Annotated in this window: 21 protein-coding genes and 4 pseudogenes; 14 read left to right on the forward strand and 11 right to left on the reverse strand. The window is 62.4% G+C overall.

All coding sequences use genetic code 11. The features are described 5' to 3' along the window. The first annotated feature begins 27 nt into the window (after positions 1–27). Positions 28–1,683 carry an acyl-CoA synthetase gene (locus A3AG_RS0130755; protein ID WP_018009109.1) on the forward strand — a complete coding sequence of 552 codons (1,656 nt, stop codon included), beginning with the start codon at positions 28–30 and terminating at the stop codon, positions 1,681–1,683. Positions 1,684–2,449: 766 nt separating this feature from the next. On the opposite strand, the gene A3AG_RS0130770 is transcribed toward A3AG_RS0130755, so the two are convergent. Beyond that, a complete protein-coding gene (locus A3AG_RS0130770; RefSeq protein ID WP_018009112.1) occupies positions 2,450–3,340 on the reverse strand; it encodes a LysR family transcriptional regulator in 891 nt (296 codons plus the stop codon). Between the two features lie 117 nt (positions 3,341–3,457). Here A3AG_RS0130770 and A3AG_RS0130775 point away from each other — a divergent pair, with 117 nt between their 5' ends. Next, positions 3,458–4,882: an aldehyde dehydrogenase family protein gene (locus tag A3AG_RS0130775; RefSeq protein WP_018009113.1), complete on the forward strand. Its 1,425-nt coding sequence runs from the start codon at positions 3,458–3,460 to the stop codon at positions 4,880–4,882. A gap of 26 nt (positions 4,883–4,908) precedes the next feature. On the opposite strand, the gene A3AG_RS34780 is transcribed toward A3AG_RS0130775, so the two are convergent. The 4 genes and pseudogenes from A3AG_RS34780 to A3AG_RS0130785 all read right to left on the reverse strand — a co-directional run bounded on the left by A3AG_RS34780 (position 4,909) and on the right by A3AG_RS0130785 (position 7,595). Next, positions 4,909–5,187, reverse strand: coding sequence for an ATP-binding protein (locus tag A3AG_RS34780; protein ID WP_115678569.1), 279 nt, complete (start codon positions 5,185–5,187; stop codon positions 4,909–4,911). 124 nt (positions 5,188–5,311) lie between these two features. Then, entirely contained in the window at positions 5,312–6,367 is a 1,056-nt protein-coding gene (locus A3AG_RS0130780) for a VWA domain-containing protein (protein ID WP_026164589.1), read from the reverse strand. A gap of 280 nt (positions 6,368–6,647) precedes the next feature. Beyond that, positions 6,648–6,785: pseudogene (locus A3AG_RS34880) on the reverse strand (efflux transporter periplasmic adaptor subunit); the annotation flags it as partial. A 66-nt stretch (positions 6,786–6,851) separates the two neighbouring features. After that, positions 6,852–7,595: an SDR family oxidoreductase gene (locus tag A3AG_RS0130785; RefSeq protein WP_026164590.1), complete on the reverse strand. Its 744-nt coding sequence runs from the start codon at positions 7,593–7,595 to the stop codon at positions 6,852–6,854. A gap of 99 nt (positions 7,596–7,694) precedes the next feature. Here A3AG_RS0130785 and A3AG_RS32150 point away from each other — a divergent pair. Together A3AG_RS32150 and A3AG_RS34155 are read left to right on the forward strand one after the other, a co-directional pair. Beyond that, positions 7,695–8,590 (forward strand): annotated as a pseudogene (locus A3AG_RS32150) (AraC family transcriptional regulator). Positions 8,591–8,680: 90 nt separating this feature from the next. After that, a complete protein-coding gene (locus A3AG_RS34155) occupies positions 8,681–8,968 on the forward strand; it encodes a hypothetical protein (protein WP_116344644.1) in 288 nt (95 codons plus the stop codon). A 130-nt stretch (positions 8,969–9,098) separates the two neighbouring features. Here the strand turns inward: A3AG_RS34155 and A3AG_RS0130805 are convergent, their stop codons facing one another. Then, complete coding sequence (locus A3AG_RS0130805; protein WP_018009117.1) at positions 9,099–9,491, reverse strand: carboxymuconolactone decarboxylase family protein; 393 nt, start codon at positions 9,489–9,491, stop codon at positions 9,099–9,101. Between the two features lie 149 nt (positions 9,492–9,640). On the opposite strand from A3AG_RS0130805, the gene A3AG_RS0130810 reads away from it, so the two are divergent. Together A3AG_RS0130810 and A3AG_RS0130815 are read left to right on the forward strand one after the other, a co-directional pair. Continuing rightward, positions 9,641–10,531, forward strand: a complete 891-nt coding sequence (locus A3AG_RS0130810) for a LysR family transcriptional regulator (RefSeq protein WP_018009118.1) — start codon at positions 9,641–9,643, stop codon at positions 10,529–10,531. Positions 10,532–11,061: 530 nt separating this feature from the next. Beyond that, a complete protein-coding gene (locus tag A3AG_RS0130815; protein WP_018009119.1) occupies positions 11,062–12,153 on the forward strand; it encodes an Acg family FMN-binding oxidoreductase in 1,092 nt (363 codons plus the stop codon). Between the two features lie 232 nt (positions 12,154–12,385). Here the strand turns inward: A3AG_RS0130815 and A3AG_RS0130820 are convergent, their stop codons facing one another. Beyond that, positions 12,386–13,294, reverse strand: coding sequence for a MurR/RpiR family transcriptional regulator (locus tag A3AG_RS0130820; RefSeq protein WP_018009120.1), 909 nt, complete (start codon positions 13,292–13,294; stop codon positions 12,386–12,388). A 108-nt stretch (positions 13,295–13,402) separates the two neighbouring features. Here A3AG_RS0130820 and A3AG_RS0130825 point away from each other — a divergent pair, with 108 nt between their 5' ends. Together A3AG_RS0130825 and A3AG_RS0130830 are read left to right on the forward strand one after the other, a co-directional pair. Beyond that, the gene (locus A3AG_RS0130825; RefSeq protein ID WP_018009121.1) at positions 13,403–14,563 is read left to right on the forward strand and encodes a M20 family metallopeptidase; all 1,161 of its coding nucleotides are present in this window, start codon (positions 13,403–13,405) and stop codon (positions 14,561–14,563) included. A gap of 53 nt (positions 14,564–14,616) precedes the next feature. Next, positions 14,617–15,618 (forward strand): Bug family tripartite tricarboxylate transporter substrate binding protein, encoded by a 1,002-nt coding sequence (locus tag A3AG_RS0130830; RefSeq protein ID WP_018009122.1) that lies wholly within the window; start codon positions 14,617–14,619, stop codon positions 15,616–15,618. 481 nt (positions 15,619–16,099) lie between these two features. Here the strand turns inward: A3AG_RS0130830 and A3AG_RS0130835 are convergent, their stop codons facing one another. The 3 genes from A3AG_RS0130835 to A3AG_RS0130845 all read right to left on the reverse strand — a co-directional run bounded on the left by A3AG_RS0130835 (position 16,100) and on the right by A3AG_RS0130845 (position 19,532). Beyond that, positions 16,100–18,397, reverse strand: a complete 2,298-nt coding sequence (locus tag A3AG_RS0130835; RefSeq protein WP_018009123.1) for a xanthine dehydrogenase family protein molybdopterin-binding subunit — start codon at positions 18,395–18,397, stop codon at positions 16,100–16,102. Next, positions 18,394–18,861 carry a (2Fe-2S)-binding protein gene (locus tag A3AG_RS0130840; RefSeq protein WP_018009124.1) on the reverse strand — a complete coding sequence of 156 codons (468 nt, stop codon included), beginning with the start codon at positions 18,859–18,861 and terminating at the stop codon, positions 18,394–18,396. Before A3AG_RS0130840 ends, A3AG_RS0130835 begins: the two co-directional genes overlap by 4 nt. A 218-nt stretch (positions 18,862–19,079) precedes the next feature. Then, positions 19,080–19,532, reverse strand: a complete 453-nt coding sequence (locus A3AG_RS0130845; protein ID WP_018009125.1) for a MerR family transcriptional regulator — start codon at positions 19,530–19,532, stop codon at positions 19,080–19,082. A gap of 217 nt (positions 19,533–19,749) precedes the next feature. On the opposite strand from A3AG_RS0130845, the gene A3AG_RS0130850 reads away from it, so the two are divergent. The 5 genes and pseudogenes from A3AG_RS0130850 to A3AG_RS33680 all read left to right on the forward strand — a co-directional run. After that, a complete protein-coding gene (locus tag A3AG_RS0130850; protein WP_018009126.1) occupies positions 19,750–20,580 on the forward strand; it encodes an alpha/beta fold hydrolase in 831 nt (276 codons plus the stop codon). A gap of 37 nt (positions 20,581–20,617) precedes the next feature. Then, positions 20,618–20,863 (forward strand): hypothetical protein, encoded by a 246-nt coding sequence (locus A3AG_RS34160; RefSeq protein ID WP_145987525.1) that lies wholly within the window; start codon positions 20,618–20,620, stop codon positions 20,861–20,863. Positions 20,864–20,885: 22 nt separating this feature from the next. Further along, positions 20,886–22,121: an NADH:flavin oxidoreductase/NADH oxidase family protein gene (locus tag A3AG_RS0130855; RefSeq protein ID WP_018009127.1), complete on the forward strand. Its 1,236-nt coding sequence runs from the start codon at positions 20,886–20,888 to the stop codon at positions 22,119–22,121. Positions 22,122–22,189: 68 nt separating this feature from the next. Continuing rightward, positions 22,190–23,176, forward strand: a complete 987-nt coding sequence (locus A3AG_RS0130860; RefSeq protein ID WP_026164591.1) for a hypothetical protein — start codon at positions 22,190–22,192, stop codon at positions 23,174–23,176. 143 nt (positions 23,177–23,319) lie between these two features. Continuing rightward, positions 23,320–23,518 (forward strand): annotated as a pseudogene (locus A3AG_RS33680) (transposase); the annotation flags it as partial. A gap of 517 nt (positions 23,519–24,035) precedes the next feature. Here the strand turns inward: A3AG_RS33680 and A3AG_RS0130865 are convergent. Then, complete coding sequence (locus tag A3AG_RS0130865; protein WP_018009129.1) at positions 24,036–24,557, reverse strand: c-type cytochrome; 522 nt, start codon at positions 24,555–24,557, stop codon at positions 24,036–24,038. 130 nt (positions 24,558–24,687) lie between these two features. Here A3AG_RS0130865 and A3AG_RS0130870 point away from each other — a divergent pair. Further along, positions 24,688–24,893, forward strand: a pseudogene (locus tag A3AG_RS0130870) (transposase family protein); the annotation flags it as partial.

The following is a 24,893-nucleotide window of genomic DNA, read 5'->3' on the forward strand; positions in this document are numbered from 1 at the left end:
GCGCGGCTGCAGCCAGTGAGGCAATCCATGGAACAGGTCGAACACAACGCCGGCGGGCTGGAGCGCGGCCCGGTCAACTTCGTGCCCCTGACGCCGATTTCCTTCCTTCGCAGGACGGCCGAGGTCTACCCTGAGCGTACAGCCATCGTCTACGGCGAGCGCCGCACGAGCTGGCGGGCCATGCTGGAACGCAGCACCCGCCTCGCGTCGGCGCTGGTGGCCGCCGGCGTCAGGACTGGCGATACGGTAGCCGTGATGGCCGCCAACACGCCGGAGATGCTGGAGATGCATTTCGGCGTGCCCATGAGTGGCGCCATGCTGAACACGTTGAACGTGCGCCTGGACGCGGCCGCCATCGCCTTCATGCTCAGGCACGCGGAGGCAAAGGTGCTGGTCACCGACACGGAGTACGCTGACGTAGTCGAAGCCGCACTGACGCTGCTCGACGACAAGCCGCTGGTGATTGACATCATCGATCCCTCCGTCGAAGGGGGCCGCAGGCTGGCGGAGATCGAATATGAGGGTTTCCTGGCCGGGGGCGATCCGCACTGGGAGGGCGGCGAGCCTGCCGACGAATGGCAGGCCATCGCCCTCAACTATACCTCCGGCACCACAGGCAACCCAAAGGGCGTGGTCTACCACCATCGCGGCGCCTATCTGGCTGCGCTGTCGAACATGCTCGACTGGGGCATGCCCCGGCACGCCGTTTTCCTGTGGACGCTGCCGCTGTTCCACTGCAATGGCTGGTGCTTCGCCTGGACGCTGGCTGCCAACGCCGGTACCAGCGTCTGCCTGCGGCGGGTGGAGGCTGCCGCCGTGCTCGATGCGATTCGCGAGCACCAGGTCACGCATTACTGCGGGGCGCCGATCGTGCATGCGATGCTTGCCCACGCACCCGAAGCGTGGAAGGCGGGCATCGACCATCCGGTCCACGGACTCATCGGCGGCGCCCCTCCGCCGATCCCGGTGATCGAAGGCCTGATGCGCATGGGGATCAGGATCACCCAGATCTACGGATTGACCGAGGTCTACGGCCCCGCGGCGGTTTGCGTGGAGCAGCCCGAATGGGAGGAACTCGGCATCGGTGCGCTGGCGGAACGAAAGGGACGGCAAGGCGTCCGCTACACCGCACAGGAAGGCATGGCCGTGCTGCATCCCGAAACCCTTGTGCCGGTGCCGTGGGACGGGAAGACCATCGGCGAAGTCATGTTCCGCGGCAACATGACCATGAAGGGCTACCTGAAGAACCCCGAGGCCACGGCGGAAGCTTTTGCCGGCGGCTGGTTCCACTCCGGTGACCTCGCAGTCGTCTGCCCGGATGGCTATGTACAGATCCGGGACCGTTCCAAGGACGTCATCATTTCGGGCGGAGAGAATATCAACTCACTGGAGGTTGAAGAGGTGCTCTACCGGCACCCTGCGGTGCGCGTGGCAGCCGTCGTCGCCCAGCCGGACGAGCGTTGGGGGGAGACGCCATGCGCCTTTGTCGAAGTCGTCGATGGCGCCAGGGTCGGCGAGCGCGAACTGATCGAACATTGCCGCGCCCATTTGGCGCACTTCAAGGCGCCGAAGAAGATAGTCATCGGCCACCTTCCCAGGACGTCGACCGGCAAGATCCAGAAGTTCCTCCTCAGGCAACGAGCAAGCTCCGCCGCTCCCTGGCCCGGCCACGTACAGGCGTGAGTTCCCCGTGAATGTGTTTCGGTGGCCGGCCGAGCTTGCTCTCCACATTCCGGATAGCCGAGAGCGCCCAGTCGTGGCGGAGCAGAAGACTCGTGTCCGGCATCGCATTGGGAGCGAAGACCGGTTGATCGACCGCCTTGGCGACATCTTGCGCGAGATGCATGACTGGCGCGGTGCCACAGCACGGCAGGCACGGCACCTGTCCAGGCGTCACGGTATCGGCTACCAGGCCGCGCTGCTCTTCCTCTATCGCGCGGAGATGCGTTCAGCGTGCCCGAGGCGCATGGTGATCTGTCTAGCTGCGGCGGTGGAACTTGGCATTGACTTGAGCGGCTTCCCACCTGGATGCAGGATCGAAGAGGCGGAGTTGTCCTCGGAACTTCGGGTCATGTATTGGGCGGCCTTACGGAGGGGCGCAGGGCAGAAATGGAGCCAGTGGCCGGGTGATGGCGCCGGACAAGTATGAGAAAGATAATTTCGGATGGTGGTCGGCTGAATCCGCGGTGGTAAGCGGCCGTAGGCATGGCAACCTATGACAGTTGCGCCGATCCTTTTCTGCCGTTCGCGCGCTGATTACCGAATGGCTGAAATGGCGAACATCTGCTCAAGCAGCAATAGGGCGGATGACCGTTGGAGTCGGATAGCCGTCATCGTGTTGAGGAAGACTCGAACGGCGCAAAAGGGTCGGTAAGCGACGGTACCCGTCATAGACCCGTAGGCGCCGCTTTGCGAAATTGTCTCCTCAGCTTGGTAGACACGCCTCTCGCTATGGCGCTTCAGCCAAGCGCAACTCATGGACCAGGCTAACAAGGGCGCGCAACCGCGCGGGCACGAAGCGATGACCTGAATAGTAAAGCCTCAGTCCGCCAAACGAGGGACACCACGGAACCAGCACGGGCACAAGAGCGCCGGTCTTCAACTCTTCCGCGATGAACCATTCGGAGATAAAGCCGATGCCCAGCCCGAGCAGTACCGCCTGCTTGATGGCCAGCAACTCATTGAGCGCGATGCGCACGGGCAGATCCATCTGCAGCTTCTGGCCCTTGTGCTCCAGCTCCCAGTGATAGATGCCACCGTGGGACATTCGCATGCCGATGCTCTGGTGCTGGAGCAGATCACGTGGGTGTCGGGGCGTGCCGTGGCGCTCCAGGTATTCAGGCGTCGCCACCACAAGCATGCGGACGTCGCGCGAAAGCGGCACGGCAATCATGTCCTGCGGGACGAATTCGGCCAGGCGGATACCGGCGTCGAATCCTTCGGCCACGACGTCGATCATGCGCGACTCGCTCATGATGTCGATCCGTACCTCGGGATAGCGCTGCGCGTACAGGTTGAAAAGCGGCTCCAGCAGCAGGTTTGCCGCGCCCTGCGGCGCATTGATGCGCAGGGTGCCACTCGGCACATCTGGGCCGGTGCCGGCTTCTTCGCCTGCGCTCTTGATTTCCGCCAATGCGGGGCCGATGCGCTCCACATAGCGTAGCCCCGCGTCCGTGAGGGCAACGCTGCGTGTCGAGCGATTGAAGAGACGCACCTTCAGGCGTGCCTCCAGTCCGGCCACGGCGCTGCTCACGGCTGAAGTGGACATGCCCAACTCCTGCGCCGCGCCACGAAAGCTGTTCCTGCGCGCGACGGCCAGAACCACTTCCAGCTCGGTCATTCCCGTTCTGTGCATGAATTGTCCTGAAAATCAGCATACGTCATCCGCCACAAGACGGCTTATCAGAACAATAAACCAATCCTAGACTTCGTTGCATCCCACTCGCAACAAGCCACCATGCACCGTATTAAGCACAGCTACATCAACGGCGAATTCGTCACGCCGCACGGCCAGGAATGGTTCGACCTCCACAACCCGAGCACCGAGGAAGTCATTGGTCAGGTGCGGCTAGGCGATGCGGAGGATGCGCGGCGCGCCATCGCGGCAGCCCAGGCTGCATTCCCCGCCTGGTCACGCAGCACGCGCGAGGAGCGCATTGCTGCCCTCCAGCGCATGCATCGGGCTGTGGCGGCGCGTGAAGATGCGTTGATGGAAGCCATCCTGACGGAATACGGCGCACCGTTAGTCCGTGGGCGCTGGATGGCGACGTATCCGGCCGATGTCATTGCCCAAGCCATCGATACCCTCGAGTCCTTCGCGTTCGAGGAGCAAGTCGGCTCAGCCAGGGTGATCCAGTCGCCTGTCGGCGTTGCCGGTCTGATCACCCCATGGAACAGCAATGCAGGTTTCATCTGCAACAAGCTGGCCACCGCGCTAGCGGCGGGTTGCACTGCCGTCATCAAGCCCAGTGAGATGAGCGCGATGCAGACGCAGATCGTGGCCAGTGCGTTGCATGAAGCCGGCCTCCCCCCAGGGATATTCAACATCGTCAATGGTCGGGGGGAGGTCGTCGGAGAAGAGATCGCGCGCAACCCCGGCGTCGCCAAGATTTCGTTCACGGGCTCGTCCGCAGTTGGCCAGCATCTGGTAGCCACCGGAGCGGCGACAATGAAGCGCGTGACCCTGGAACTGGGCGGCAAGTCGCCCACGGTTGTCCTGGCAGACGCGGACTTTCCGGCCATTATGCCGCTGGTGCTGCAGGCGGGCTTCGTCAACAGCGGCCAGGCTTGCATTGCCGGGACGCGTATCCTCGTGCCTCGCAGTCGTCTGACAGAGTTCGAGCAGATCGCGAAGGAGGCAGTCTCTCATTTCCGATCCGGGGATCCGCGCAGTGCCGACACCGACATCGGCCCGATGGTGAGCCGCAAGCAATGGGAACGGGTGCAGGACTACATCCGTATCGGACAGCAGGAAGGCGCGACGCTGCTGGCAGGTGGTGAAGGCCTGCCGGATGGAATGCGCGCCGGATGGTTCGTGAAGCCCACCATCTTTACGCATGCCAATAACCAAGTGCGTATCGCGCGCGAGGAAATCTTCGGTCCCGTGCTGACGATCATCCCATACGAGGATGAGGCCGACGCGATCGCCATTGCCAACGACACGCGCTATGGCCTGAGTGCCCTGGTGCTGGGCAAGAATCCGGAGAGCTGCGAGCGTGTGGCGCTGCAGATCGATTCGGGCCGTGTGCTCGTCAACACCCTGGCCCACGAGCCGCGCGCACCATTCGGAGGCTTCAAGCATTCAGGGCTCGGGCGAGAGATGGGCAGATGGGGTATGTGCGCCTACTTGGAACCCAAGACTTTGCTTACAAGTAGAAACTGAGCCGCATAAATGAGGCTCTCCCGGAATCAGGGCCGCCCCAAATGCGTACCGCTGATCGATCCGTGATGGGCTTTGGCAATTTCGCTCGCGATATACAGCCCGAGCCCGCGCGGGTTGTTGTCTTCCTGATCTGGGCCACTTCTCAACGAGTCGAATATCCGGTCCCGCGTCCGCGGGTCAATGGCAGGACCGCTGTGGATAACCTCGAGACTGACTTCCGCATCGAGACCGGCTACTACAGCGCGAACCGGCTTGTCCGGCGCGCCGTACGCTATCGCATTGATGGTGGGGAAAAAGGCTGCCAGCGGCGACGCCGACTGCGGTCGTTAACAATTTCTCGGCCGAAGTCAATTGGACTGTGACCCGACAGCGGCTGCGCAAACGCATTACCGCTCGAAGAATACGTGGGACGACTGACTTTCGTTATGGTCACCGTCGGAACCACAGCAATGACAGGCTACAAGCTGCGATCAGCAGCACAACTGAGGTCCCGGCCAGCAAAGCACTGATTTCGGTCTGCCTGCGTTCGAGCGCGAAACGGGCGCTAAGCTGCCGATATACCCGTGTCAGATCCGCGGCCGAGCCGGCTAGGAAGTACTCGCCAGCAGTCAGCGTCGCGACCGCGCGCAAAGTCGGCTCATCCAGTTGTGTGAAGGAGGACTGGCTCGGCTCTGCTTGCGGGGTACCGTAGCCTACGGTATAGACGCGAACCCCACGCTGGGCAGCCATGCGCGCGGCGTCTAGCGGATCTGGCCCAGTGGTCCGGCGACCATCGCTGAGCAGGATTACCACCCCGTGCCGATAAGAGCCTGGCATCGTCGGTGGCTGTTCCAGTTCGCGCTTGCGAACGGCGTCCGCGGCAGCAGCTTCGGACTGCGTTCTTCCACCAGGTCCCGGAGCTAAGGTCTCGCCGCGGAAAAGGATAGCTTCGAGGTCGATGCCATCATCGTCGGGGAACAATACCGCCAGAGCCTGGATCAGTCCGCTGCCTGTGGCCGTGCCGTGTTGGAGTTGGAAGCGATCGATCGCATCGAGCATATCCTGACGGTTGTCGGTTGGAGGCTGCACTACAGTGGCCGTGGCAGCAAACGAGACAATGCCCAGGCGCACGCTTCCAGGCAGTCCGATGACAAGATCTCGTGCGGCCTGCTGCGCGGCACTGATCCGAGTGGGAGCCACGTCGGTTGAATTCATGCTGAGGGAGGTATCGACAGCCAGTACCACTGTGATGATGTCTGACGGCAGGGTGATGGTCGCGGCAGGACGGGCGCATGCCAGCAAGGCCGCGCCCAACGCCAAGAGAAAAAGCACCGGCGGGATGTGACGCCGAAGACGTAGGCTGTGCCCCAACGCGGCGCGCGGCAGAGCAAGACTGCCGTACAACAGAGCAGCTTTCTTGCGTCGTGCCATCAGGTAGAGGTAAGCACCTGCTAGCAAAGGGAGAAAGCACAACAGCCAGAGCAATTGCGGCCAGAGAAACTGCATGCCGTACTCCATGGCGCGTTGATAAAGCGATGATACTGCAGGCTTATGCGCCAGGTACAAGGAGCATGTTTTGCCGATCGGCAACGGTAAAATGCGCACGTAAATAAACTTACCGCACACGGAGTCCCGGCCTCTTCCCTACGGCCGTCATCACTCCTGCCGCGATCGGCCTAGCTTGCAGCAATATCGATACTCAGTCGATGGTGCTGGGACGTTCGTCATCGCAGGGAGAGCCATGGCGAGTCGCTCATCTGAGCACAGTCGTTACGGCCGTCGATTGGTAGAGCACATCGCCCTTCTTCACTTCCTGGCCTTCGGTGGATTTAGCGCGGTCGATGTAGCCGGACCCGCGCGGGCGTAGACGGACGCGCTCGATTGCCTCGACGCGGCAGAGGACCGACGTCGATTGCGAAATGTTAGGGGCGTGGATTTGCGTGACCCTGGGCAGATCCTGTGAGTGGGCGTGTCGCCGCGACGCTCGCCGTCAGACAGCCCGCGCCAGTGCAACGGCGTCGGCACCCGCCGGGAAATGCAGCCGGTCAGAGCTGTCGTTGGCGGCATCCCAGACGCCTTCGGCGACATCCGTCGCAGCCGTTACCGCGGAGAGCTGGCTGAATCCCTCAAATACTTCATGGGCGAGGGGCTCGTAAGGCTTCGTGATCAGGCCCTGCATGCGCTGCTGGCCGTTGGCGGTGAAGCTCGTGGAAGGTCCGTAGCCGGGCTCGACCAGCTTGACCCGCACGCCGAGCGCCTGGAGTTCATGCTCCAGCGATGCCGTGAAGCCTTGGATGGCGGTCTTGCTGGCCGTGTAGACGGCCACCAACGGGAACGGGGCCAGCGTCGCGCTGGACGTGACATTGACGATCGTGCCGGCTCGGCGTTCGCGGAACTGTGGGATCACCGCCTGGCACATCGCCATGACGCCGAACGTGTTGGTCTCGAAAATCTCCCGCACCGTGGACATGGGGGTGGCTTCAAACGCACCGAACAGGCCGATGCCGGCATTGTTCACCAGTACATCGATGGGGCCAGCGGCCTCCAAGGCCCGGTCGATGCTCTCGGGCTGCGTGACATCCAGCCGCAAGACGTGCAGGTTGTCCGAGGCTGGAAGCAGGTCCGACCGGGGGGTCCGCATGGTAGCGATGACCTTCCAGCCGTTTGCGAGGAAGTGACGGGCGGTTTCCAGGCCATAGCCGGACGATGAGCCAGTGATCAGTACAGTCTTCAATTCGTGCTCCGAGGGGGTGATTGACACGGAGGGAACGATAGTGAACGCTAGCCGGATCGTCGATATCAAATAATCCGCTTTCTTTTTGCAAACGTCCAAATGAGTGACCCTCTCTCCGAAATTGTCCGACTGCTGCATCCGCAGGCCGTGTTCGCCAACCTGATCAGCGGCAAGGGCAATTGGGCGGTGCGCTACTCCGAGTTCGGCAAGCCCAGCTTCTGCATCATGCTGGAAGGCAGTTGTCGGCTGGCCGTGGATGGACACGAGCCGACGACGCTCCGCGCCGGAGTTTCGTGCTGCTCCCCACCACGCCGGGCTTTACGATATCCAGCTTCGCCCCAGTGCCCCCGGCCTACATGGACCCCAACCAAGTGCGGGAGGCGCGGGGCGAATTGCGGTATGGCGAGCAGACAGGCCAACCCGATATGCGCTCATTGGGTGGTTCGTTCTTGTTCGACTGCGCCGATCCGGGTCTGCTGGTGTCGCTGCTGCCCGAAGTGGTGCACTTGCAAGGTTCGACGCGGCTGTCGCAGCTGGTGCAGATGGTGGGCGAGGAGTCCGCGGATGAGAAACCAGGCAACGAGTTCATGTGCTCCCGGCTGGTCGAAATGCTGCTGGTCGAGGCCATGCGTTCAACCACGTCGGGAAGCGCCCCACCAGGCCTGCTCCGTGGTTTGGGTGACGAGCGATTGGCGGCCGCGTTGAAGCAGATGCATGCGCATATTGACCGGAGCTGGTCGGTTGCCCAACTTGCCAAGATCGCTGCGTTATCGCGATCCAGCTTCTTTGAGCGATTCACGCGAACAGTGGGGGTCGCGCCGATGGAGTATCTGCTCTCGTGGCGTATGGAAATCGCGAAGGAACTCCTGCGTCGTGATGGATTGTCCGTTTCGGAGATAGCCGAACGGATCGGCTACGGCTCGACCAGTGCGTTCAGCGTGGCATTCACCAGGCATGTCGGGCAGCCACCCAGCCACTACGCGCGCGCAGTGTAAGAACGCCTGCCGATCCAAGGAATGGAAAGGCCGTGCATTCGTCCAATCTCCCATGTCGCCCGCCACCACGATACGTGGAATTTCCGTTGCGTGGCCGGCTATCATGAAACAGGTAGCGTCCAGGCCAATGTTGCAGGCTACGAGCCCATCACGACGGCCGCCGGCACGTTCAACGCGCTGCGCGTCAACGACGTGATCACGTACACGAACTCGAACGACACTCAATTGCCGAACGGCAACCTCGGTACCGCCACGTACTCGGAAACGATCACCGCCTGGTGGTCTCCGGAAATCGGCCGCCTGGTGAAGTGGGTTTCCCACTCTGGCCATGCCGCTGGCTTCTCAAACGCAACATACATGAAGGTGTACGCGCAGTAGCTGCAGAGCCTGCAGTGATGGGGTGGCATGGATAAGAAAGATGGCCAGCGATAGCTGGCCATCTTTCCTGGTCCGTGAAGGACCTCATACAGTGCCCAAATGCCGCAACGATTCCTTCGGCCCCGCGACCTCACTCCAGTGGTAGCTGTATCCCAGTCTCTGCGAACACCTCGCGTACGACGGACAATCCGTTCAACGCCGCCGGGAATCCCGCATAGACCGCCATCTGCATCACAACTTCCACCACCTCCCCTGGTTTGCAGCCGACGTGCAATGCGGCGTGTACATGCACACGAAGTTGGGGCAATGCATTCCCAAGTGCGCATAGTGCCGCCACTGTTGCCAGTTCCCGTTCGCGCAGGCCAAGCCCTTCCCGCGTGTAGATGTCGCCGAACGGGAACTCAACCACGTAGCGCGCAAAGTCCGGAAACGATTTTGCCAGCGCTTCGACCACCTCGAGACCGGCCACGCCATCCACGGCAGCCAGCATCTGTGCGCCGCGCTCGTAACGTTCAGCGCTCATTGTCCACCTCCTTCGCGATGTCGCCGAACAATACGGCCTGGGGCAGCAGGGTGAGCAAGCTTCATGAAGTTCTCCAGAAGTGTTTGTTCGTCAACTGTAGAACCAGTCTCGGACATGCGGAATGACCGAATTCGTGATACCTTTTTGATATGTCCAATCGCCTCGACTCCCGCTCCCTCTTGCTCTTCCTTGCCGTTGCGGATGCGCTGAGCTTCCGCCAGGCGGCAGAGACGCTGCATCTTTCTCAACCGCCACTGAGTCGGGCGATTCGAGAACTCGAGGAGCGGTTGGGAACCCGGCTGTTTGACCGTAACACGAAGGGCGTGACGCTCACCACGGCTGGAGAGAAGCTGCTCCCTTATGCACGCAAAATTGCCAAATTGCTTCGCGATGCCGAAGCGGCGCTCGTGACCCCAGGCTTGCCGGTCAGCCTTCGCCTCGGGCTGACCAGCGCCGTGGAGCCGGTCTGGTTCAGCGGGCTGGCACACCGGGTGCAAGCCGCTCATCCCGGAACGGTCGTGTCGACTTTCTCCGATACATCGCCGCGGCTCATACGTCAGCTTCGCGCTGGCAAGCTGGACGCAGCCTTCATAGCGCTGCCGACAAACGCGGACGGGCTGGATGTCCAAGAATTCGACCGACTGCCGATGATCGTCGCGATACCTTCGACGCATCATCTGGCAAAGCGCAGAACAGTTGGTCTCGCGGACCTGGCACGTGAAAAGGTCCTCTGGTTCGAGCGTGCGCGACAACCCGCGTTCTACGACCACTGCCAAAGGGTTTTCTCCCGTCATGGGTTCGCTCCGTCAAAACTGAGGGAGCCAGCGGATCATCATGTTCTACTGGGTGATGTGGCGAATGGGCGGGGTATAGCCCTGCTGCCAGAATCGTTCAGCGCTTTGAAGCGCGCTGGCGTCGCCTACAGGTCGCTGGTCGAGGGCGAGGAACTATCGGTTGGCATTGGACTAGCTTCGCCCGCGGACCGGCCAGGCGTACGCGAAATGCTGGCAGCAGCGACAGTAGTGAACCGGCACCCTTAGCCGCAGGGTGCTAATGGCCTGTCTTGTTGCTTGACCTCTTTCGGGCATGAACGGTCATTCGTCGGCACAAATCTCCGGACGCTCAGGCGACGGCTGCGCAACAGCAAGCGGCCACTCGATTCGCGACAACGCGCCTTGCTTCACCGGTCTCCCCACTGGCTTGATATACATCAACGGTTCGATCGCGCCGAGTCCTAGAATCGCCAGTAGCTATCACTGGCGAAAGGAGGGGTCATGGGCGCGCTCACCCTTCATCCGCCGCACGGCTGGCCTGCGTCGGGACCACTTCGTACGTCCACGCGGTCTTTAGCCGTGGTGGGCCCGGACGTCGCATTTCGGATGGCGCCAAGGAGTGCAACTTCATCTGGCAAAGATTCGATTGAGGTGAACCTCGTCCATGCGACTCGATGCCGCTTTGGCGATTCACTACAAGGCGGCGAGATTAAGGAACTCGAGGCCGTTGTCCGAGCGCAGGAACAGCGGCGCTACATTTCGGATCCCATGGGTCACGAAGCCGCGGCCACATTTTCATGAACAGGCGGAATTTCATCGTCGGCGCTAGCGGCGGCGCCTTAATGGCGGCGGGCGGCGCCACGGCCTGGATGTCGACCGTGGGTTCAATGGTCGACTACGAAGCCTATGCATACGGCCTGCGCGCCGGTCTGACACTGCCGGCGGACATCCGCGGCCTCCTGCGCTATGCGACACTCGCCGCCAACAGCCACAATACGCAGCCCTGGCGGTTTCGCGTCGGCGACGGGCTCATCGACATTCTTCCGGACTTCTCGCGGCGCACACCGGCTGTCGATCCTGAAGATCACCATCTCTTCGTGAGCCTGGGATGCGCTGCGGAAAACCTCGCCATCGCGGCTGCGGCGACGGGGCGGCCTGGTGAGATCCAGATGGATCCGGACGGAGACAGCGCACGTTATGCATTCGCAAGCGGATCAATGAGGACGAGTCCGCTTTATGCTGCGATTACCAAGCGGCAATCGACCCGCACCGAATATGACCGACGTCCAATTCCCGTCGCCGACCTTTCGTTACTCGAACACGCGGCCGCCATGCCCGGCGTCCGCTTGATACTCATCACCGACCGGACGCGGGTCAACAAGGTCAAAGATCTGGTCGTAGCGGCAAACGGCGTTCAAATGGCGGATCTTGCCTTCATGATCGAACTGGAGCAGTGGATCCGCTTCAATCCGCGCAGCGCCATGGCGACGGGGGACGGGCTGTTCTCCGCTGCGAGCGGAAATCCCGTGCTGCCGAGCGCTCTCGGCCGCTTCGCGTTCAAACGCTTTTTCAACGCCCAGACCGAGCAGGACAAATACGCCCGCCAGATCGATTCGTCAGCCGGTATCGCCGTGTTTGTCGGCGATCGGGAAGATACAGCGCATTGGTTCAAGGTCGGTCAGGCCTGTCAGCGCTTCGCGCTCACGGCGACGACCCTTGGGATCAAGGTCGCCTTCATCAATCAACCTGTCGAGGTCACGCGCTTTCGCCAAGAACTGGCAGGCCTCGTTGGCGAGGCCTGCCGGCGGCCGGATATCGTCCTGCGCTTCGGCTACGGGTCGACACTACCATTTTCGCCCCGCCGTCCCGTGGAGGCGGTGCTGGCGTGATGCCATCGAGAGCGATTGACGTCGGGCAAGCCCGCCTCAAGGGATTTATGGATGACTGCTTAAGCCTCGAAATCCGTCATCGAGACGACGCGGCACCGAAGGGCCGAGGCGGGTCGGCAGTTGCCTTTGACGCGGCAAGGCCGCGTCCCGATAGACGGAGGGCCGAGACCAGCCCGCCCTCATCCGCCGTGGCGGCCCCATCAGCGAGCCTCAACGGTTCCACCGCGGCACATTACTTCTTGCGCAATCCCTCTACCGGATCCGTTTCAAATGCTTGCCACAGCGCATCGCGGCGTTGCAGGGCTTCGATAACGGCCGGCTGGCGCAGTTGCGCGACTGCCGACACCAGCGCATTGCACAGGAAAAACGACGCCGTGTAGGAATCGAACGGCGACGCATTGGCGGTGCGCACCAGCAGATGGTGGTTTGCCAGCGGCACGAGCGGCGCGGCAGGGCTGTCGCAAATGGCCACGACACGGGCGCCAGCCTCGCGAAATGTCCGGGCGATGGTGACCGGCGCACTGGAATAGCGGCGAATGCTGAACGTCAGCAACACGTCTTCTGGCTCGACCCATAGCATGGCGTCGGTGGCAGTCACGGCGCCCGCGCCCAGTTCCTGCACGTTCGGCCGGCACATGTTCAGATGCAGGGCCAACCAGGCACTGACCGGAGCGCTGTTCTTTTGGGCGAGGATAAACACCCGCCCTTTTCCGCCGGCCAACAGCCGCGCGATCGCCTCAAAGGCGGCGAAGTCCAGAGATTCGTGCGTCGCCGTCAGGTTGTGCTGGTCGTGCATGAAGGCGTCGTCGAGGCAGGCGCGCAGGCTGCGCTTGCCGCCAATCAGCGCTGGCGCGCGCTGGCCCGCAGTCGGCAACGTGGCCGTTACGTTGGCCCGTGCCTCACGCTGCGCCTCTGCATAGCTTGCATAGCCGAGCTTGGCAAACAACCTCACCACCGTCGACGCACTGGTGCCGTGCTGCGCGGCCAGTGAGGTTGCCGATTCCAGCAGCACATGCGGATAGCCTCGGGTCAGGGCATCGGCCAGTTCGCGCTCGCGTGCCGTCAGCGTGGCGGCTTCACGCGCCAGCCGGTCGAGCAGCGTGTCGCCATGCGCGTGAGATTCGTTGCGAGTAGTTGTCATGTTGACACCGTGCAATACGCATTGCATGATTGTATCACCATTGCAATTCTCATTTCATAGACGTTCCACCACAATCCATCGTCGCTCGTGGCCGGAAAAAGGAAACTCATGCAAGTTGAAGACGTCGCGCACGGCACCGATGCGCTGCTCGACTGGCTGCAAAGCCAGAATCAGGCGATGCAGGATTTGCTGCACCAAATCGTCGATATCGACAGCAGCAGCCGCCATGAAGCCGGCGTGCAAGCCGTGGCCGAGACGCTTGGCGCCCATCTGGCAGCGGCCGGCATTGCTGTGCGCTTCCATACCGTCCCCGGATACGGCGTTTGCCTGGACGCAAAGGTGCCGGGTTCTGGTGACGGCCTTCCGGTCCTGTTGATGGGGCATATGGATACGGTGTTTCCCGTGGGTACGGCCGCCAGGCGCCCGTTCCGCGTTGAAGACGGGCGTGCCTATGGCCCTGGCGTGGCCGACATGAAGTCCGGCCTGGTGCTCAATGTGTTCGTTGCCGAAGCGCTCGCGCGGCTGGGCCGGAACGCGCCTCCGGTACGGCTGTTCTTCTCGTGCGACGAGGAGATCGGATCGCCCGCCACGCGCGACCGCATCATGACGGTCGCACGGGAAGTGCGCGCGGTCTTCAATGCCGAGCCGGGCCGCGTCAGCGGAAATCTCGTGACGGGCCGCAAAGGCTCGATGGTGGTCGAATTCGAGGTCGAGGGCGTGGCCGCGCATTCGGGCATCAATCACGCCCATGGTGCCAGCGCCATCGACGCGTTGGCGCGCAAGGTCCTGGCCCTGCACGCGCTGACCGATGCCGCATCAGGCGTCACGACCAATGTCGGTTGCGTGCAGGGCGGGATCGTGCCGAATATGGTGGCGCCGCACGCGAAGGCGCAGCTCGACGTGCGCTTCACCGCCGAGACCGATATGGAGGCGCTGTATGGCCGCATCCGCGAGATCATCGAAGCGGAATCGGTTCCTCGTACGCGCGGCAGCATCACCGATATGCGCCGGACCATGCCGATGGCGACGACGCCGGACGCGCTGCTGGCGCTCTACCAGCGCAGCGCCGAGCGAGTTGGCTTTGCGGTCGACGGCGAGTTCACGGGCGGCGCCGCCGACAGCGGCCTCACCAGCTCCGTCGGCACCCCTACGCTGTGCGGCACCGGCCCGGTGGGCGGCCACCCCCATACCGAGCGCGAGTATTGCGAGCTTTCCACCTTCGTGCCGCGGGCGCAGGCCCTGGCGCTCGCCATCCTGGGCCTGCAATGAGCGGCATGTGCAACCATCGCCGGAATCCCTGACCCATACCATCCTTTGCCATCATGCAGAACCTGCCCATCTCCCGCCGTCGCATCGTTGCTTTTGTCCTGAGTGCCGCCGCCATTGCCGCCGCGGCGCCAATTGGCGCCATGGCGCAGGACAGCTGGCCCGCCCGGCCCATCACGCTGGTGGTTCCATTCCCGCCTGGCGGTTCGGTGGACATCATGGCGCGGCAGTACTCGGAGCCGCTGTCGCGCATTCTCGGCGTGCCGGTCGTTGTCGACAACCGTCCCGGCGCCGGCGGCTCTGTCGCGACGCAAGCCGTCGCCCGCAGCAAGCCAGACGGCTATACGCTGGTGGTCTCGTCGCAAAGCAGCCACCTTGCCAATCCGCTGACGCAGCCGCGAATCGGCTACGATCCGATCAAGGACTTCGAGAACATCGCCATTCTCGGTCGCCAGCCTAACGCGCTGGTCGTGCATGCCAGCCTCCCGGTCCGCACCTTTGCCGAGTTCATTGCCTATTCGAAGAAGCACCCTGGCAAGCTGGACTACGGCAGCGGCGGCGCCGGCAGCATGGGGCAGCTCAATGTCGAGATGTTCAAGGCGAGCACGGGCGCTGTCGCCACGCATATCCCATACCGCGGCGGCTCGCAACTGATCACCGCGGTGCTGAGCAACGAGGTGCAGTTCATCCTCGATAACGTAGTCATCATGCTTCCGCACATCAAGGACGGAAAGGTACGCGCCCTGGCGGTCGCCTCGGAACAACGGCTCGAACAACTGCCCGACGTGCCTACGCTGGCCGAGCTCGGCCATCCGGAACTGAACCTGAGCTCGTGGACCGGCATCGCGGCACCGGCCGGAACGCCTCAGCCGGTGGTGCAGAAGATTTACCAGGCCGTGCGCAAGGCCGCCACGGATCCCACCATGCAGGCCACGCTGCGCTCACGCGGCGTCGTGCCGCCGGAAGACATGGCGCCGGCCGCATTCGAGCGCATGATGGCTGACAGGCTGCAGCGCTATGGCGAGGTGGTCAAGCGGGCGAAGATTTCGGCGGAGTAAGGTCCAGCTGAGTTCATCCCCCATTACAACGCGACATGGCCTTACAAGTGATCTAGTAATGGGATCGTGACAAGGATCGCGCCTACTGTATGGCCCTGATACAGCATGGCTTGTCTTGCCGCGCACAGCGATCCGGTGCGTCGATGAATTGCCGACCGAGGGAGCTTTAGAGGAGCCGCTGCACGCATCGAGCGCTGGACGAAGGCTTTGTGAAAGCAAAGCCACGACGCCCAGATCAACGTTCAGTGCAGCAGCCAGCGGCGTGCCATCGCGCGGCATTTCGCTGACAACGCCATGGGCGGAGCATTATCGCAACCTATTCCGCCTTGCCCGATCCAGGAATTACGCACCCGTGAGCCAGTTGACGTCCCCACGATGGAGCATCGCAACGGCCGTAGCCGGCCAGTTTCGGCCAGCCACCCTTACGCCGTCGGGCGGCCGAAGCAGGTCGGTAAGCGGACTCTGGCAGGAGCCTGCTGGCTTACACCATTGGAAGTTGCCGCACCGGCTTGCCGGTAAGCTGGGCGACGGCATGAGCCACGGCCGGCGCGATCGGCGGCACGGCAATTTCACCGACGCCGCTGGGCTCCGCCGTGCTGGGCACGAGGTGGGTTTCGATTACCGGTGTCTGCGCCATCGTCATCATCGGATAGTCAGGGAAGTTGGTCTGCACGATCCGCCCGTCCTTGATCTGAATCTGGCTGTACAGCGCCGCGGTCAGCCCGAAGATAATTCCGCTTTCCATCTGCTGCGCAACGATATCCGGATTGACCACCGTGCCGCAGTCCACAGCGCAGATGACGCGATGCACCCGCGGCTTTCCGTCCTCGAGCGAGACCTCTGCCACCTGTGCCACCACCGAGCCGAACGAGTTGTGCAGCGCAAGCCCGCGCGCACGCGGTGCGCCGTCCGCGGCGGGTGCCAGCGGCCGGTTCCAGCCTGCCGCCTGCGCTGCGGTGTCGAGCACCTTCAGTTCACGCGGATGCGCCTTGAGCAAGTCCCGCCGCATCGCCAGCGGGTCGAGCCTGGCAGCGGCCGCCACGTCGTTCAGGAAGCCTTCCAGGAAGAACCCCGTGTAGGAATGGCCGACGCTGCGCCAGAATCCGATCGGCACCGGCAAATCGACCACCAGGTGCGCAATATGCTCGTGCTCGATCTCATACGGCAGGTCGAACAGGCCTTCGGCTGCATAGCGGTCGATACCGAGCGACGGCGCGCCGAACAGGCGCTCCAGCTCGCCGGCCAGGATCGACTGCCCGGCGCTGCGTGAGGCGATGGCCGTCACCTTGCCATTCTCGACGCGTGCCTTCAGGCGTGCGATGGCCTGCGGGCGATAGAAGTCGTGGCGGATGTCGTCTTCGCGCGCCCAGGTCACCTGTACCGGGCGGCCCTCGGTCCTGGTGGCGATCGATACGGCCTGGCCGATGAAATCCGACTCCAGCCGCCGTCCGAATCCGCCGCCAATGAGCGGGATGTCGATCTGCACCTGGTCCCGGCTCACACCTGCGGCGCGCGCGGCGACCAGTTGCGCCAGCGTGGCCACCTGGGTGGGCGCCCAGAGCTGCACGCCATCCCTGGTCACCTGCGCCGTGCAGTTGATCGGCTCCATGGCGGCATGCGCCAGGTACGGCACACTGTATTCGGCCTCGACGATGGTTCCTCCACCCGTCTTGTCAAAGGCCTTCAGGCCATCTCCCATCGAACGGTACGTGAAACCGCCCTTGTCGCTGTCGAGCGCGCCGACGAGCTGCTGCCGGATGTCCGCGGAATCGAGCGAGGCATGCGGCCCGTTGTCCCAGACCGGTTCGAGCTTTTCCAGGGCCTGGCGTGCCTGCCAGTAGTGGTCTGCCACCACGGCCACGCCCGGTGCGCCACCCGTCGATCCCTCGAACGGCACGACATACCGCACGCCGGGCATGGCAAGCGCCGCCTTCGACTGGAAGGTCTTGAGCTTGCCGCCAATCACCGGACACATGACGACCGCCGCATACAACATGCCGGGCGGCCGCGCATCAATGGCAAAGCGTGCGCTGCCATCCGTCTTGGCGGCGATGTCATTGCGCGGTGCAGGCTTGCCAATCAGTTGATATTGCGCAGCCGGTTTGAGCGTGACGCTCGATGGCGGCGCAATGTCGCGCGCCTTCCGCGCGACCGCGGAGAAAGGCATCTGCTTGCCGCCCGGACCAATCAACTGGCCTTCCCGCACCGTCACCTGCGCCGCCTGCACGCCCCATTCGCGCGCAGCAGCTTCCACCAAGGTAGCGCGCGCGGTCGCGGCGGCCTCGCGCACTGGCTGCCAGCCGTCCGCCATGCTGCTGCTGGCGCCGGTGATGATGAGGCCGATCTCTCGCGCGCTCTTGGCCATGATCCAGTGCAGTGCGCGCGCCCAGGTCTTGTCGGCATCGTCCGGATGCAGCGGCAGCGAGCTGTCGCCCAGGGTAACAACGTTGCCATAGATCCGCTCGATGGGTGACGACTCGATGCTCACCCGCGTCAGCGGCATATCGAGTTCCTCGGCGGCCAGCATCGACAGCGCGGTGTGGATGCCCTGTCCCATCTCCACCCGCGGCATGGCGAGGATGACGTTGCCTTCCGGGGTGATCTTGATCCAGCCGTTCAGGGCAATCTGGCCGGACTTTTCAGGAAATACCGCGGGACCGCCAAGCCGGCTGCGCGGGGGCATCACGCCCCAGCCCACCACCAGCGCGCCGCCAAGGCCGAGCGCCCCCAGCAGGAATCGGCGCCGTCCGCGGCTCGGGGTCGTTGCGTTGGCGTTCATGCGCGGCGCTCCCGCAGCGCCTTCGCCGCACGCTTGATGGCGGTGCGCACGCGCGGATATGTGCCGCAGCGGCACAGGTTGGTGATGGCCGCGTCGATGTCGGAATCACTAGGGTCTGGCTGCCGTGCCAGGAGGTCCGCCGCCGCCATCAGCATGCCCGACTGGCAGTAGCCGCATTGCGGCACCTGTTCGTCAATCCAGGCCTGCTGCAGCGGGTGGCGCTTGCCCGGCGCGCTGCCCAGCCCTTCGATCGTGGTGATGCGCTTGCCGTCCACCGCCGCCACGGGCAGGACGCAGGACCGCACCGCCGCACCATCCAGATGCACGGTACACGCGCCGCAAGCCGCGACGCCGCAGCCGAACTTCGTGCCTGTCAGGTTCAGGTGGTCCCGCAGCACCCACAGCAAGGGGGTGGCTGGGTCACACTCAACGCTGACCGCTTGGTTGTTGACGTGCAGATTCATCTGTTAACTCCACCGATATTCATAGCGGCAGGGCTTGCATCAGCACGCCCACAAATATCCACAGCCACCCGGGAACACGAGCCTTGTCTGGCTCGCACTCGGTAGTCTCGATGATTGCCCCTGACAGCCGGCAGCCCGCACTTTAAGGTTGAACTTAACTTGAATGTCAAGCATCAATGCGGATAGTCCAGGAGGGACTCACTCCCGACTCTCCGGGATCAGCTCGCCGCACGGCGACGGGTCTTATCCCGGGCTGGCACGACGGCCCCTTCTTCGCGGAGGCGGTCCAGTACCCACTTCGTCCTGGCAGAGCAGGTCATATCCTCGGGCCGGTTTTCGATGTTGCGGATGGCGGCAAGCAGATGGGCCTTGTTTTGTTTGAGGCGCTTTTGCATGTCCTCGATTTCGGCAACTTTCCGCTTGAGAGCATCCAGCAACTCATCGTGCTGCCAGTTCCCCGAACCGATCGGTAGCAGATGGCGGATCTGATCGAGCGAGAACCCGGCACTCTGCGCGCTGGCGATGATTTCCAGAATCCATACCGCCTCAGGCCGGTAGTCGCGATAGCCATTCGACTGGCGCTCGACCGCCAGGATCAGTCCGGCGGCCTCGTAAAAGCGAATGCGGGAGGCCGTCAGACCGCTGAGCTTGGCCAGTTCTCCAATTCTCATACAGCACCTAAGAAAACATTGACATTAAGGTTCACTTTAATCCTACAGTGAATCCTGGCCCGGGCAAGGGAGGCCTGCCTGGCTGGCACGGTGTCCCGGGCCACATTCCCTCCCCTCATCTGCCTGCCTGGAAATGACCAGGACTCGACCGCCGCGCGGCAAATATCAGCGCGCACATCGCCGATTGAAGGCTTATGCACGACACAGGAGAAGCGAAATGGGATACGTGACAACGAAGGATGGCGTTGAGATCTTTTACAAAGACTGGGGGCCACGGGACGCACAGGTGATTTTTTTTCATCACGGCTGGCCGCTCAGCGCTGACGACTGGGATGCCCAGATGCTCTTCTTTCTCGCGCAAGGCTATCGGGTCGTCGCGCATGATCGCCGGGGCCATGGGCGATCCACTCAGGTCTGGGACGGCCATGACATGGACCATTATGCGGATGATGTGGCGGCGGTCGTGAACCACCTCGGCCTGCAGAAGGCTGTCCATGTCGGCCATTCCACGGGCGGCGGCGAGGTCATCCACTACGTCGCCCGCCATGGGGAAGACCGCGTATCCAAGGCGGTACTCATCAGCGCCGTCCCGCCGATCATGGTGAAGACCGAGAAGAATCCGGGCGGCCTGCCCAAGGAGGTGTTCGACAACTTCCAGGCGCAAGTCGCGGCAAACCGTGCGCAATTCTATTACGACATTGCCGCGGGCCCCTTCTACGGCTATAACCGCCCCAACGCAAAGCCGTCGGAAGGCGTCATCTGGAACTGGTGGCGGCAGGGAATGATGGGTAGCGCCAAGGCTCACCATGACGGCATCGTTGCCTTCTCGCAGACCGACTTCACCGAAGACCTCAAGAGCGCCACGATTCCCGTTCTGGTGATGCATGGCGACGACGATCAGATCGTCCCTTACGCGGACTCGGGCCCGCTGTCGGCGAAGCTGCTCAGGAACGGCACCCTGAAGACCTATCCGGGTTTCCCGCACGGAATGCCCACTTCCAACGCTGAAACGATCAACGCGGATCTGCTCGCGTTCGTGCGCGGCTAACAGCCGCGGTAGCCGGAAGTACAGCTTCTGGCTCCTGATGAGCGCGAAGCCATCCAAGACGCTCAAGCGCAATGCCGCGAAAAAATGCAGTCCTGCCCGCCACGAGTTTCGTGGCGGGCTTTTTTATGTGACGGGAACCGTCATTGCAAACCGGGAGCCTCTGCCCGAGGTCGTCGCACGGGCGCGCCATTCGGCGCAGATCTCGCCGCTATGCATGGCAACGCGCAAGCATCACCTCAAAAAAGTCATTGACCTTGAAGTTGACTTCAACCTTAAAGTCTGACCAACACAGACGAGGTGAGTCCATGAACGTTTTCGACAAGCTGATCCTGCGCAACGGTTCAACCGTCCCAAACCGCATCGCCAAAGCCGCCATGGAAGAGAACATGGCGGACGCTGACCACGCGCCCTCCGAGGCACTGATGCGTCTGTACAAGGCCTGGGCAGAGGGCGGTGCAGGCCTGCTGATAACCGGTAATGTGATGGTGGACAGCCGCGCCATGACCGGCCCTGGCGGCGTTGTGCTGGAAGACACCAGGCACCTGGACAGGTTCAAGCGCTGGGCACAGGCGGGCCGGTCCAAGGGAGCGCAGTTCTGGCTGCAGATCAATCACCCCGGTCGCCAGATGCCTGCCAATCTCGGCCAGCCCACGTGGGCTCCCTCCGCCGTATCAATGAACCTGGGAAACATGTCCCGGCACTTCAGCACGCCGCGGGCGATGACCCAGGAAGTCATCGAGGACGTGATCCAGCGCTTTGCCCGTACGGCGCAACTGGGGGAACAGGCAGGTTTCACAGGCGTCGAAATTCACGCGGCGCACGGCTACCTGCTGAGCCAATTCCTCTCGCCGTTGAGCAACCAAAGAACAGATGCGTGGGGTGGCCCGCTGGAGAACCGCGCTCGCCTGCTCTTTGAGATCGTCAAGGCCGTACGCGCCGTGGTTTCGCCCGGATTCGCAGTTGCCGTCAAGCTGAACTCTGCCGACTTCCAGCGTGGCGGCTTCACCACGGATGACGCCCGCCAGGTTGTGAAGATTCTCAACGAGCTTGCCGTCGACCTGGTCGAGTTGTCGGGAGGGAGCTATGAGGCTCCCGCCATGCAGGGTGAAGCCCGCGACGGCAGCACGCTCGCCCGCGAGGCCTACTTTTTGGAGTTCGCCCGCGACATCCGCGCGGTGGCGAAGATGCCAGTGATGGTCACTGGCGGCATCCGCCGTCGGCCGGTGGCCGAGCAAGTGGTCAGGAGCGGCGTGGACATGGTTGGCATCGGTACTGCCCTGGCCATCGACCCCAATCTGCCGCGCGACTGGCGTGCTGGCAAAGATAGTGCGCCTGCGTTGCTGCCGATCATTTGGAGGAACAAGCCGCTGGCCTCATTGGCCAACATGGCGGCAGTCAAGTTTCAACTGCGCAAGCTCAGCCGAGGCAAGGCCACGGATCCCCGGGTGTCACCGCTGCGCGCGCTGATCCTGCAGCAGGTGTCCAACGCATGCCGCGTCCGCCAATACCGGCGCTGGGTGGCTCAGCGCGTCCATGCCTGACCGGACAGACAACGCTGCCCCCCCCGAACCGGACCTATCTCAACTTAAGCACCCAAAGTATCGTCAAAATGAAAATCAGCAATCTTGCAGCTACAGCAGGGGTAATTATGAGTTTCCTCTTGAATCCTGCGTGGGCCGATGGCCCATCGCAAACCAGACAAACCGAAAGCACAACAATCAGCATCGCCGGCCATGACGTCCCTGTGGTTAAGGGCGGGCTGTATGACCGCTATCGCTCCAACCCTCCCCTTTCCGTCATTGCATCGGAAGCTCCGGACGTTGACTTGAGTTGGTTCAAGGGGCTCAAGAAAGAGAAGGTGGATATTGGCTTTGAATCCTATTCGCCAAACTTCTACTACAAGAACAGCAGGGTGACGGTGATCTTCACCGCGGACTTGAACAAGCTTAGGGAATTGATGCCTGCCCAAGTCCTGGAGAAGGTTCAACCGCTCCAGGTCTGGCCGGGCAGAGGCCTTGTCGCGCTCACTGCCTACGCCTATGACTATTGCGACAACGACAGCTACAACGAGATTGGTCTCTCCGTCATCACGAATCGGCCAGGCAGCTCCAGTTTTGGACCGCTCACCTTGATGAGTCAGGCGATGTCGAACGACTTCTGGGGCTACGTCCTTAAGCTCCCGGTCAATACTGAGCTCGCCAGAGTACGAGGTGTGATTGGCTACAACCTGCCGAAATGGCTGACGGGCATCAACTACCACGAGACCGACAATTCGATTGTGGTCGAGATCCTTGACAGCCAGACGGGCAAAATCGATGTCACACTGGAAACCAAGAAGCTGGCCAATCTTTCGAGCAAGGTATCCATGGTGACCAATAGCTTTACCAACATTGATCAGCAAGGGAAATTGACCACGGGCCATGCAACTTCCCGTCAACTTAGTCATGCCTCCAGCACAAGTTCGGAGGCTGTAAGCCTCATTCTGACTGAAGGAAGTCTATCAACGTTCATCAAGTCCCTGGACCTTGGCAAGATGGTCAAGTACGAGTACGTGCCCGAATTTCAAAGCGCGCTCTATTCCCCCAGGCCGCTGTGATCCCTTCTTGTCGTCGCGTCGACGCCGGTAGCCCCACACAGGCATGTCTGGGGCTACCGCCTTGTTATCCTTGTCATCCGAGGCAATCTCCCACAGATTTTCCCGACCTGGCGCATGGCACTTGCAGACGAGCGGGCGAAGAGAATCCTTGGCAACGCGGCACGAACGAAAATACGAACGGGCTCTTGAGACAGTACCTTCCGAAAGGAACCGATCTCTCGGTCTATTCGCAAGCCAAGCCTCAACGCCATCGCAACGCTGCTCAACGAACGCCCGCGCAAGACACTAAACTTCTATACACCGGCTGAACGCTTCCATCAAGCTGTTGCAACGACCGGTTGAAACTGCACCACGAGCAGACATTCGACGACCGCATGCATATTGTTGGCCATCACGCATGTACGACCGAGCGTAGGTGTCCTTCCAAGGAGCCGTTTGTGAAAATGACAAGTTCGACGACGTCTGGCAGTGCAGAGCCTTCCACCGTGCATCGGCTTGTGATCGTCGAGGGCATTATGGGTTCAGGCAAGTCAACGACGGTGCGCCTTATTGCGAAATATCTGCAAGAGACGGGGCAGCAAGCGGTGCCGGTCCACGAGAGGACGGAGCCCCACCCCGTGCGCGCGACTGACGAACTTGAACACTGGTTCGAACCGTGGCGGGACACGACACCAACGCATCTCGCGAACCGTGCCCTGATTCGGCGCAGTCACTGTATGAGTGTCGATGCCGAGTAGCTCTTCCAACGACCGCTTATCGGCAATGTGTATGTCTCTTGAGGGTCGATCTCAGCAGGTCGACAACCACATCGACAGCAAAGATCGCACTGCCGGCCCGTCGTCCCACTGCCGACGGGCCATCAACGTCCTTGCGCCTGCGTCACTTCCCGCTGCGCCGCGGCGATTTTCCGTGGCCAGGTACTTTTGATATACGCGAGCACGGCGACGATGTCTTCGTCGGACAGCAACTGCCCGAACGCCGGCATGTCGCTGACATACCCCTCCGGAGCCGTCACGCCGGCCACCAGCCCATTCTTGGTAATCGCAAACAGCACGGCGTCGGGATGATGCCAGGTATGACCGGACGCATCATGCGGGGGTGCCGGCATGCGGCCGTTCGGTAGCCGCTCGCGCCAGTTGGGCTGGCCCTCCAGGTTGGCGCCATGGCATGCGGCGCATTGCTGCGCGTAGATCCTGCGACCCTGCGCGACGCTGGCCGCATCGGTGGCATCGATGCGCAGCTGCCGCATATCGCCGGTCTTGCCAGCATCGGACGGCGTATCGAGGTACCGCCTGGTCTGCAGTGCAACGGCGGTGGCAATCGCCGCGCCAAGCACTAGCAGCGCCACGATCCGCCAGCGTGGCTTGCCCGAGTCGTTCATGTCGCGCCTGCACCAATGAGCTTCATCACTACACCTGACTCCTGAAAAATTAGGTTCTTCGAAGAATTCCGGGGCCTGATTTGCCACATTCCGTATCCTAATGGCCGTTAAGACGGTCATAGGGAACGGGATGCTGGATCGGAAGACGCTGCAGGCGTTGGGCTGCTGGGATGGCTACAAGCTGGATCTGGTGGTATGGCCAGAAGGGGAAAGCCGTACGCTGGCGCTGTACCTGAAGCCGGTCAGCAAGGTAATGTACTGCGAGGAATGCGGATCGAAGTGTCGGCAGGTCCATGAGACGGTGGTGCGGCGCGTGCGGGATCTTCCGCTGTTCGA

The sequence above is a fragment of the Cupriavidus neocaledonicus genome (genome assembly GCF_000372525.1).
GTDB lineage: Bacteria > Pseudomonadota > Gammaproteobacteria > Burkholderiales > Burkholderiaceae > Cupriavidus > Cupriavidus neocaledonicus.

Excerpts from the sequence above, each read along its gene's own strand:
- A3AG_RS0130840 (WP_018009124.1), bottom strand. The coding sequence starts at position 18,861 with ATGAATCTGCACGTCAACAACCAAGCGGTCAGCGTTGAGTGTGACCCA.
- A3AG_RS0130780 (WP_026164589.1), bottom strand. The coding sequence starts at position 6,367 with ATGCAGTTTCTCTGGCCGCAATTGCTCTGGCTGTTGTGCTTTCTCCCT.
- A3AG_RS0130830 (WP_018009122.1), top strand. The coding sequence starts at position 14,617 with ATGCAGAACCTGCCCATCTCCCGCCGTCGCATCGTTGCTTTTGTCCTG.
- A3AG_RS0130835 (WP_018009123.1), bottom strand. The coding sequence starts at position 18,397 with ATGAACGCCAACGCAACGACCCCGAGCCGCGGACGGCGCCGATTCCTG.
- A3AG_RS0130855 (WP_018009127.1), top strand. The coding sequence starts at position 20,886 with ATGAACGTTTTCGACAAGCTGATCCTGCGCAACGGTTCAACCGTCCCA.
- A3AG_RS0130825 (WP_018009121.1), top strand. The coding sequence starts at position 13,403 with ATGCAAGTTGAAGACGTCGCGCACGGCACCGATGCGCTGCTCGACTGG.
- A3AG_RS0130770 (WP_018009112.1), bottom strand. The coding sequence starts at position 3,340 with ATGACCGAGCTGGAAGTGGTTCTGGCCGTCGCGCGCAGGAACAGCTTT.
- A3AG_RS0130820 (WP_018009120.1), bottom strand. The coding sequence starts at position 13,294 with ATGACAACTACTCGCAACGAATCTCACGCGCATGGCGACACGCTGCTC.
- A3AG_RS0130810 (WP_018009118.1), top strand. The coding sequence starts at position 9,641 with ATGTCCAATCGCCTCGACTCCCGCTCCCTCTTGCTCTTCCTTGCCGTT.
- A3AG_RS0130865 (WP_018009129.1), bottom strand. The coding sequence starts at position 24,557 with ATGAACGACTCGGGCAAGCCACGCTGGCGGATCGTGGCGCTGCTAGTG.
- A3AG_RS0130805 (WP_018009117.1), bottom strand. The coding sequence starts at position 9,491 with ATGAGCGCTGAACGTTACGAGCGCGGCGCACAGATGCTGGCTGCCGTG.
- A3AG_RS0130815 (WP_018009119.1), top strand. The coding sequence starts at position 11,062 with ATGAACAGGCGGAATTTCATCGTCGGCGCTAGCGGCGGCGCCTTAATG.
- A3AG_RS0130775 (WP_018009113.1), top strand. The coding sequence starts at position 3,458 with ATGCACCGTATTAAGCACAGCTACATCAACGGCGAATTCGTCACGCCG.
- A3AG_RS34160 (WP_145987525.1), top strand. The coding sequence starts at position 20,618 with ATGAGCGCGAAGCCATCCAAGACGCTCAAGCGCAATGCCGCGAAAAAA.
- A3AG_RS0130860 (WP_026164591.1), top strand. The coding sequence starts at position 22,190 with ATGAAAATCAGCAATCTTGCAGCTACAGCAGGGGTAATTATGAGTTTC.
- A3AG_RS0130845 (WP_018009125.1), bottom strand. The coding sequence starts at position 19,532 with ATGAGAATTGGAGAACTGGCCAAGCTCAGCGGTCTGACGGCCTCCCGC.
- A3AG_RS0130850 (WP_018009126.1), top strand. The coding sequence starts at position 19,750 with ATGGGATACGTGACAACGAAGGATGGCGTTGAGATCTTTTACAAAGAC.
- A3AG_RS0130755 (WP_018009109.1), top strand. The coding sequence starts at position 28 with ATGGAACAGGTCGAACACAACGCCGGCGGGCTGGAGCGCGGCCCGGTC.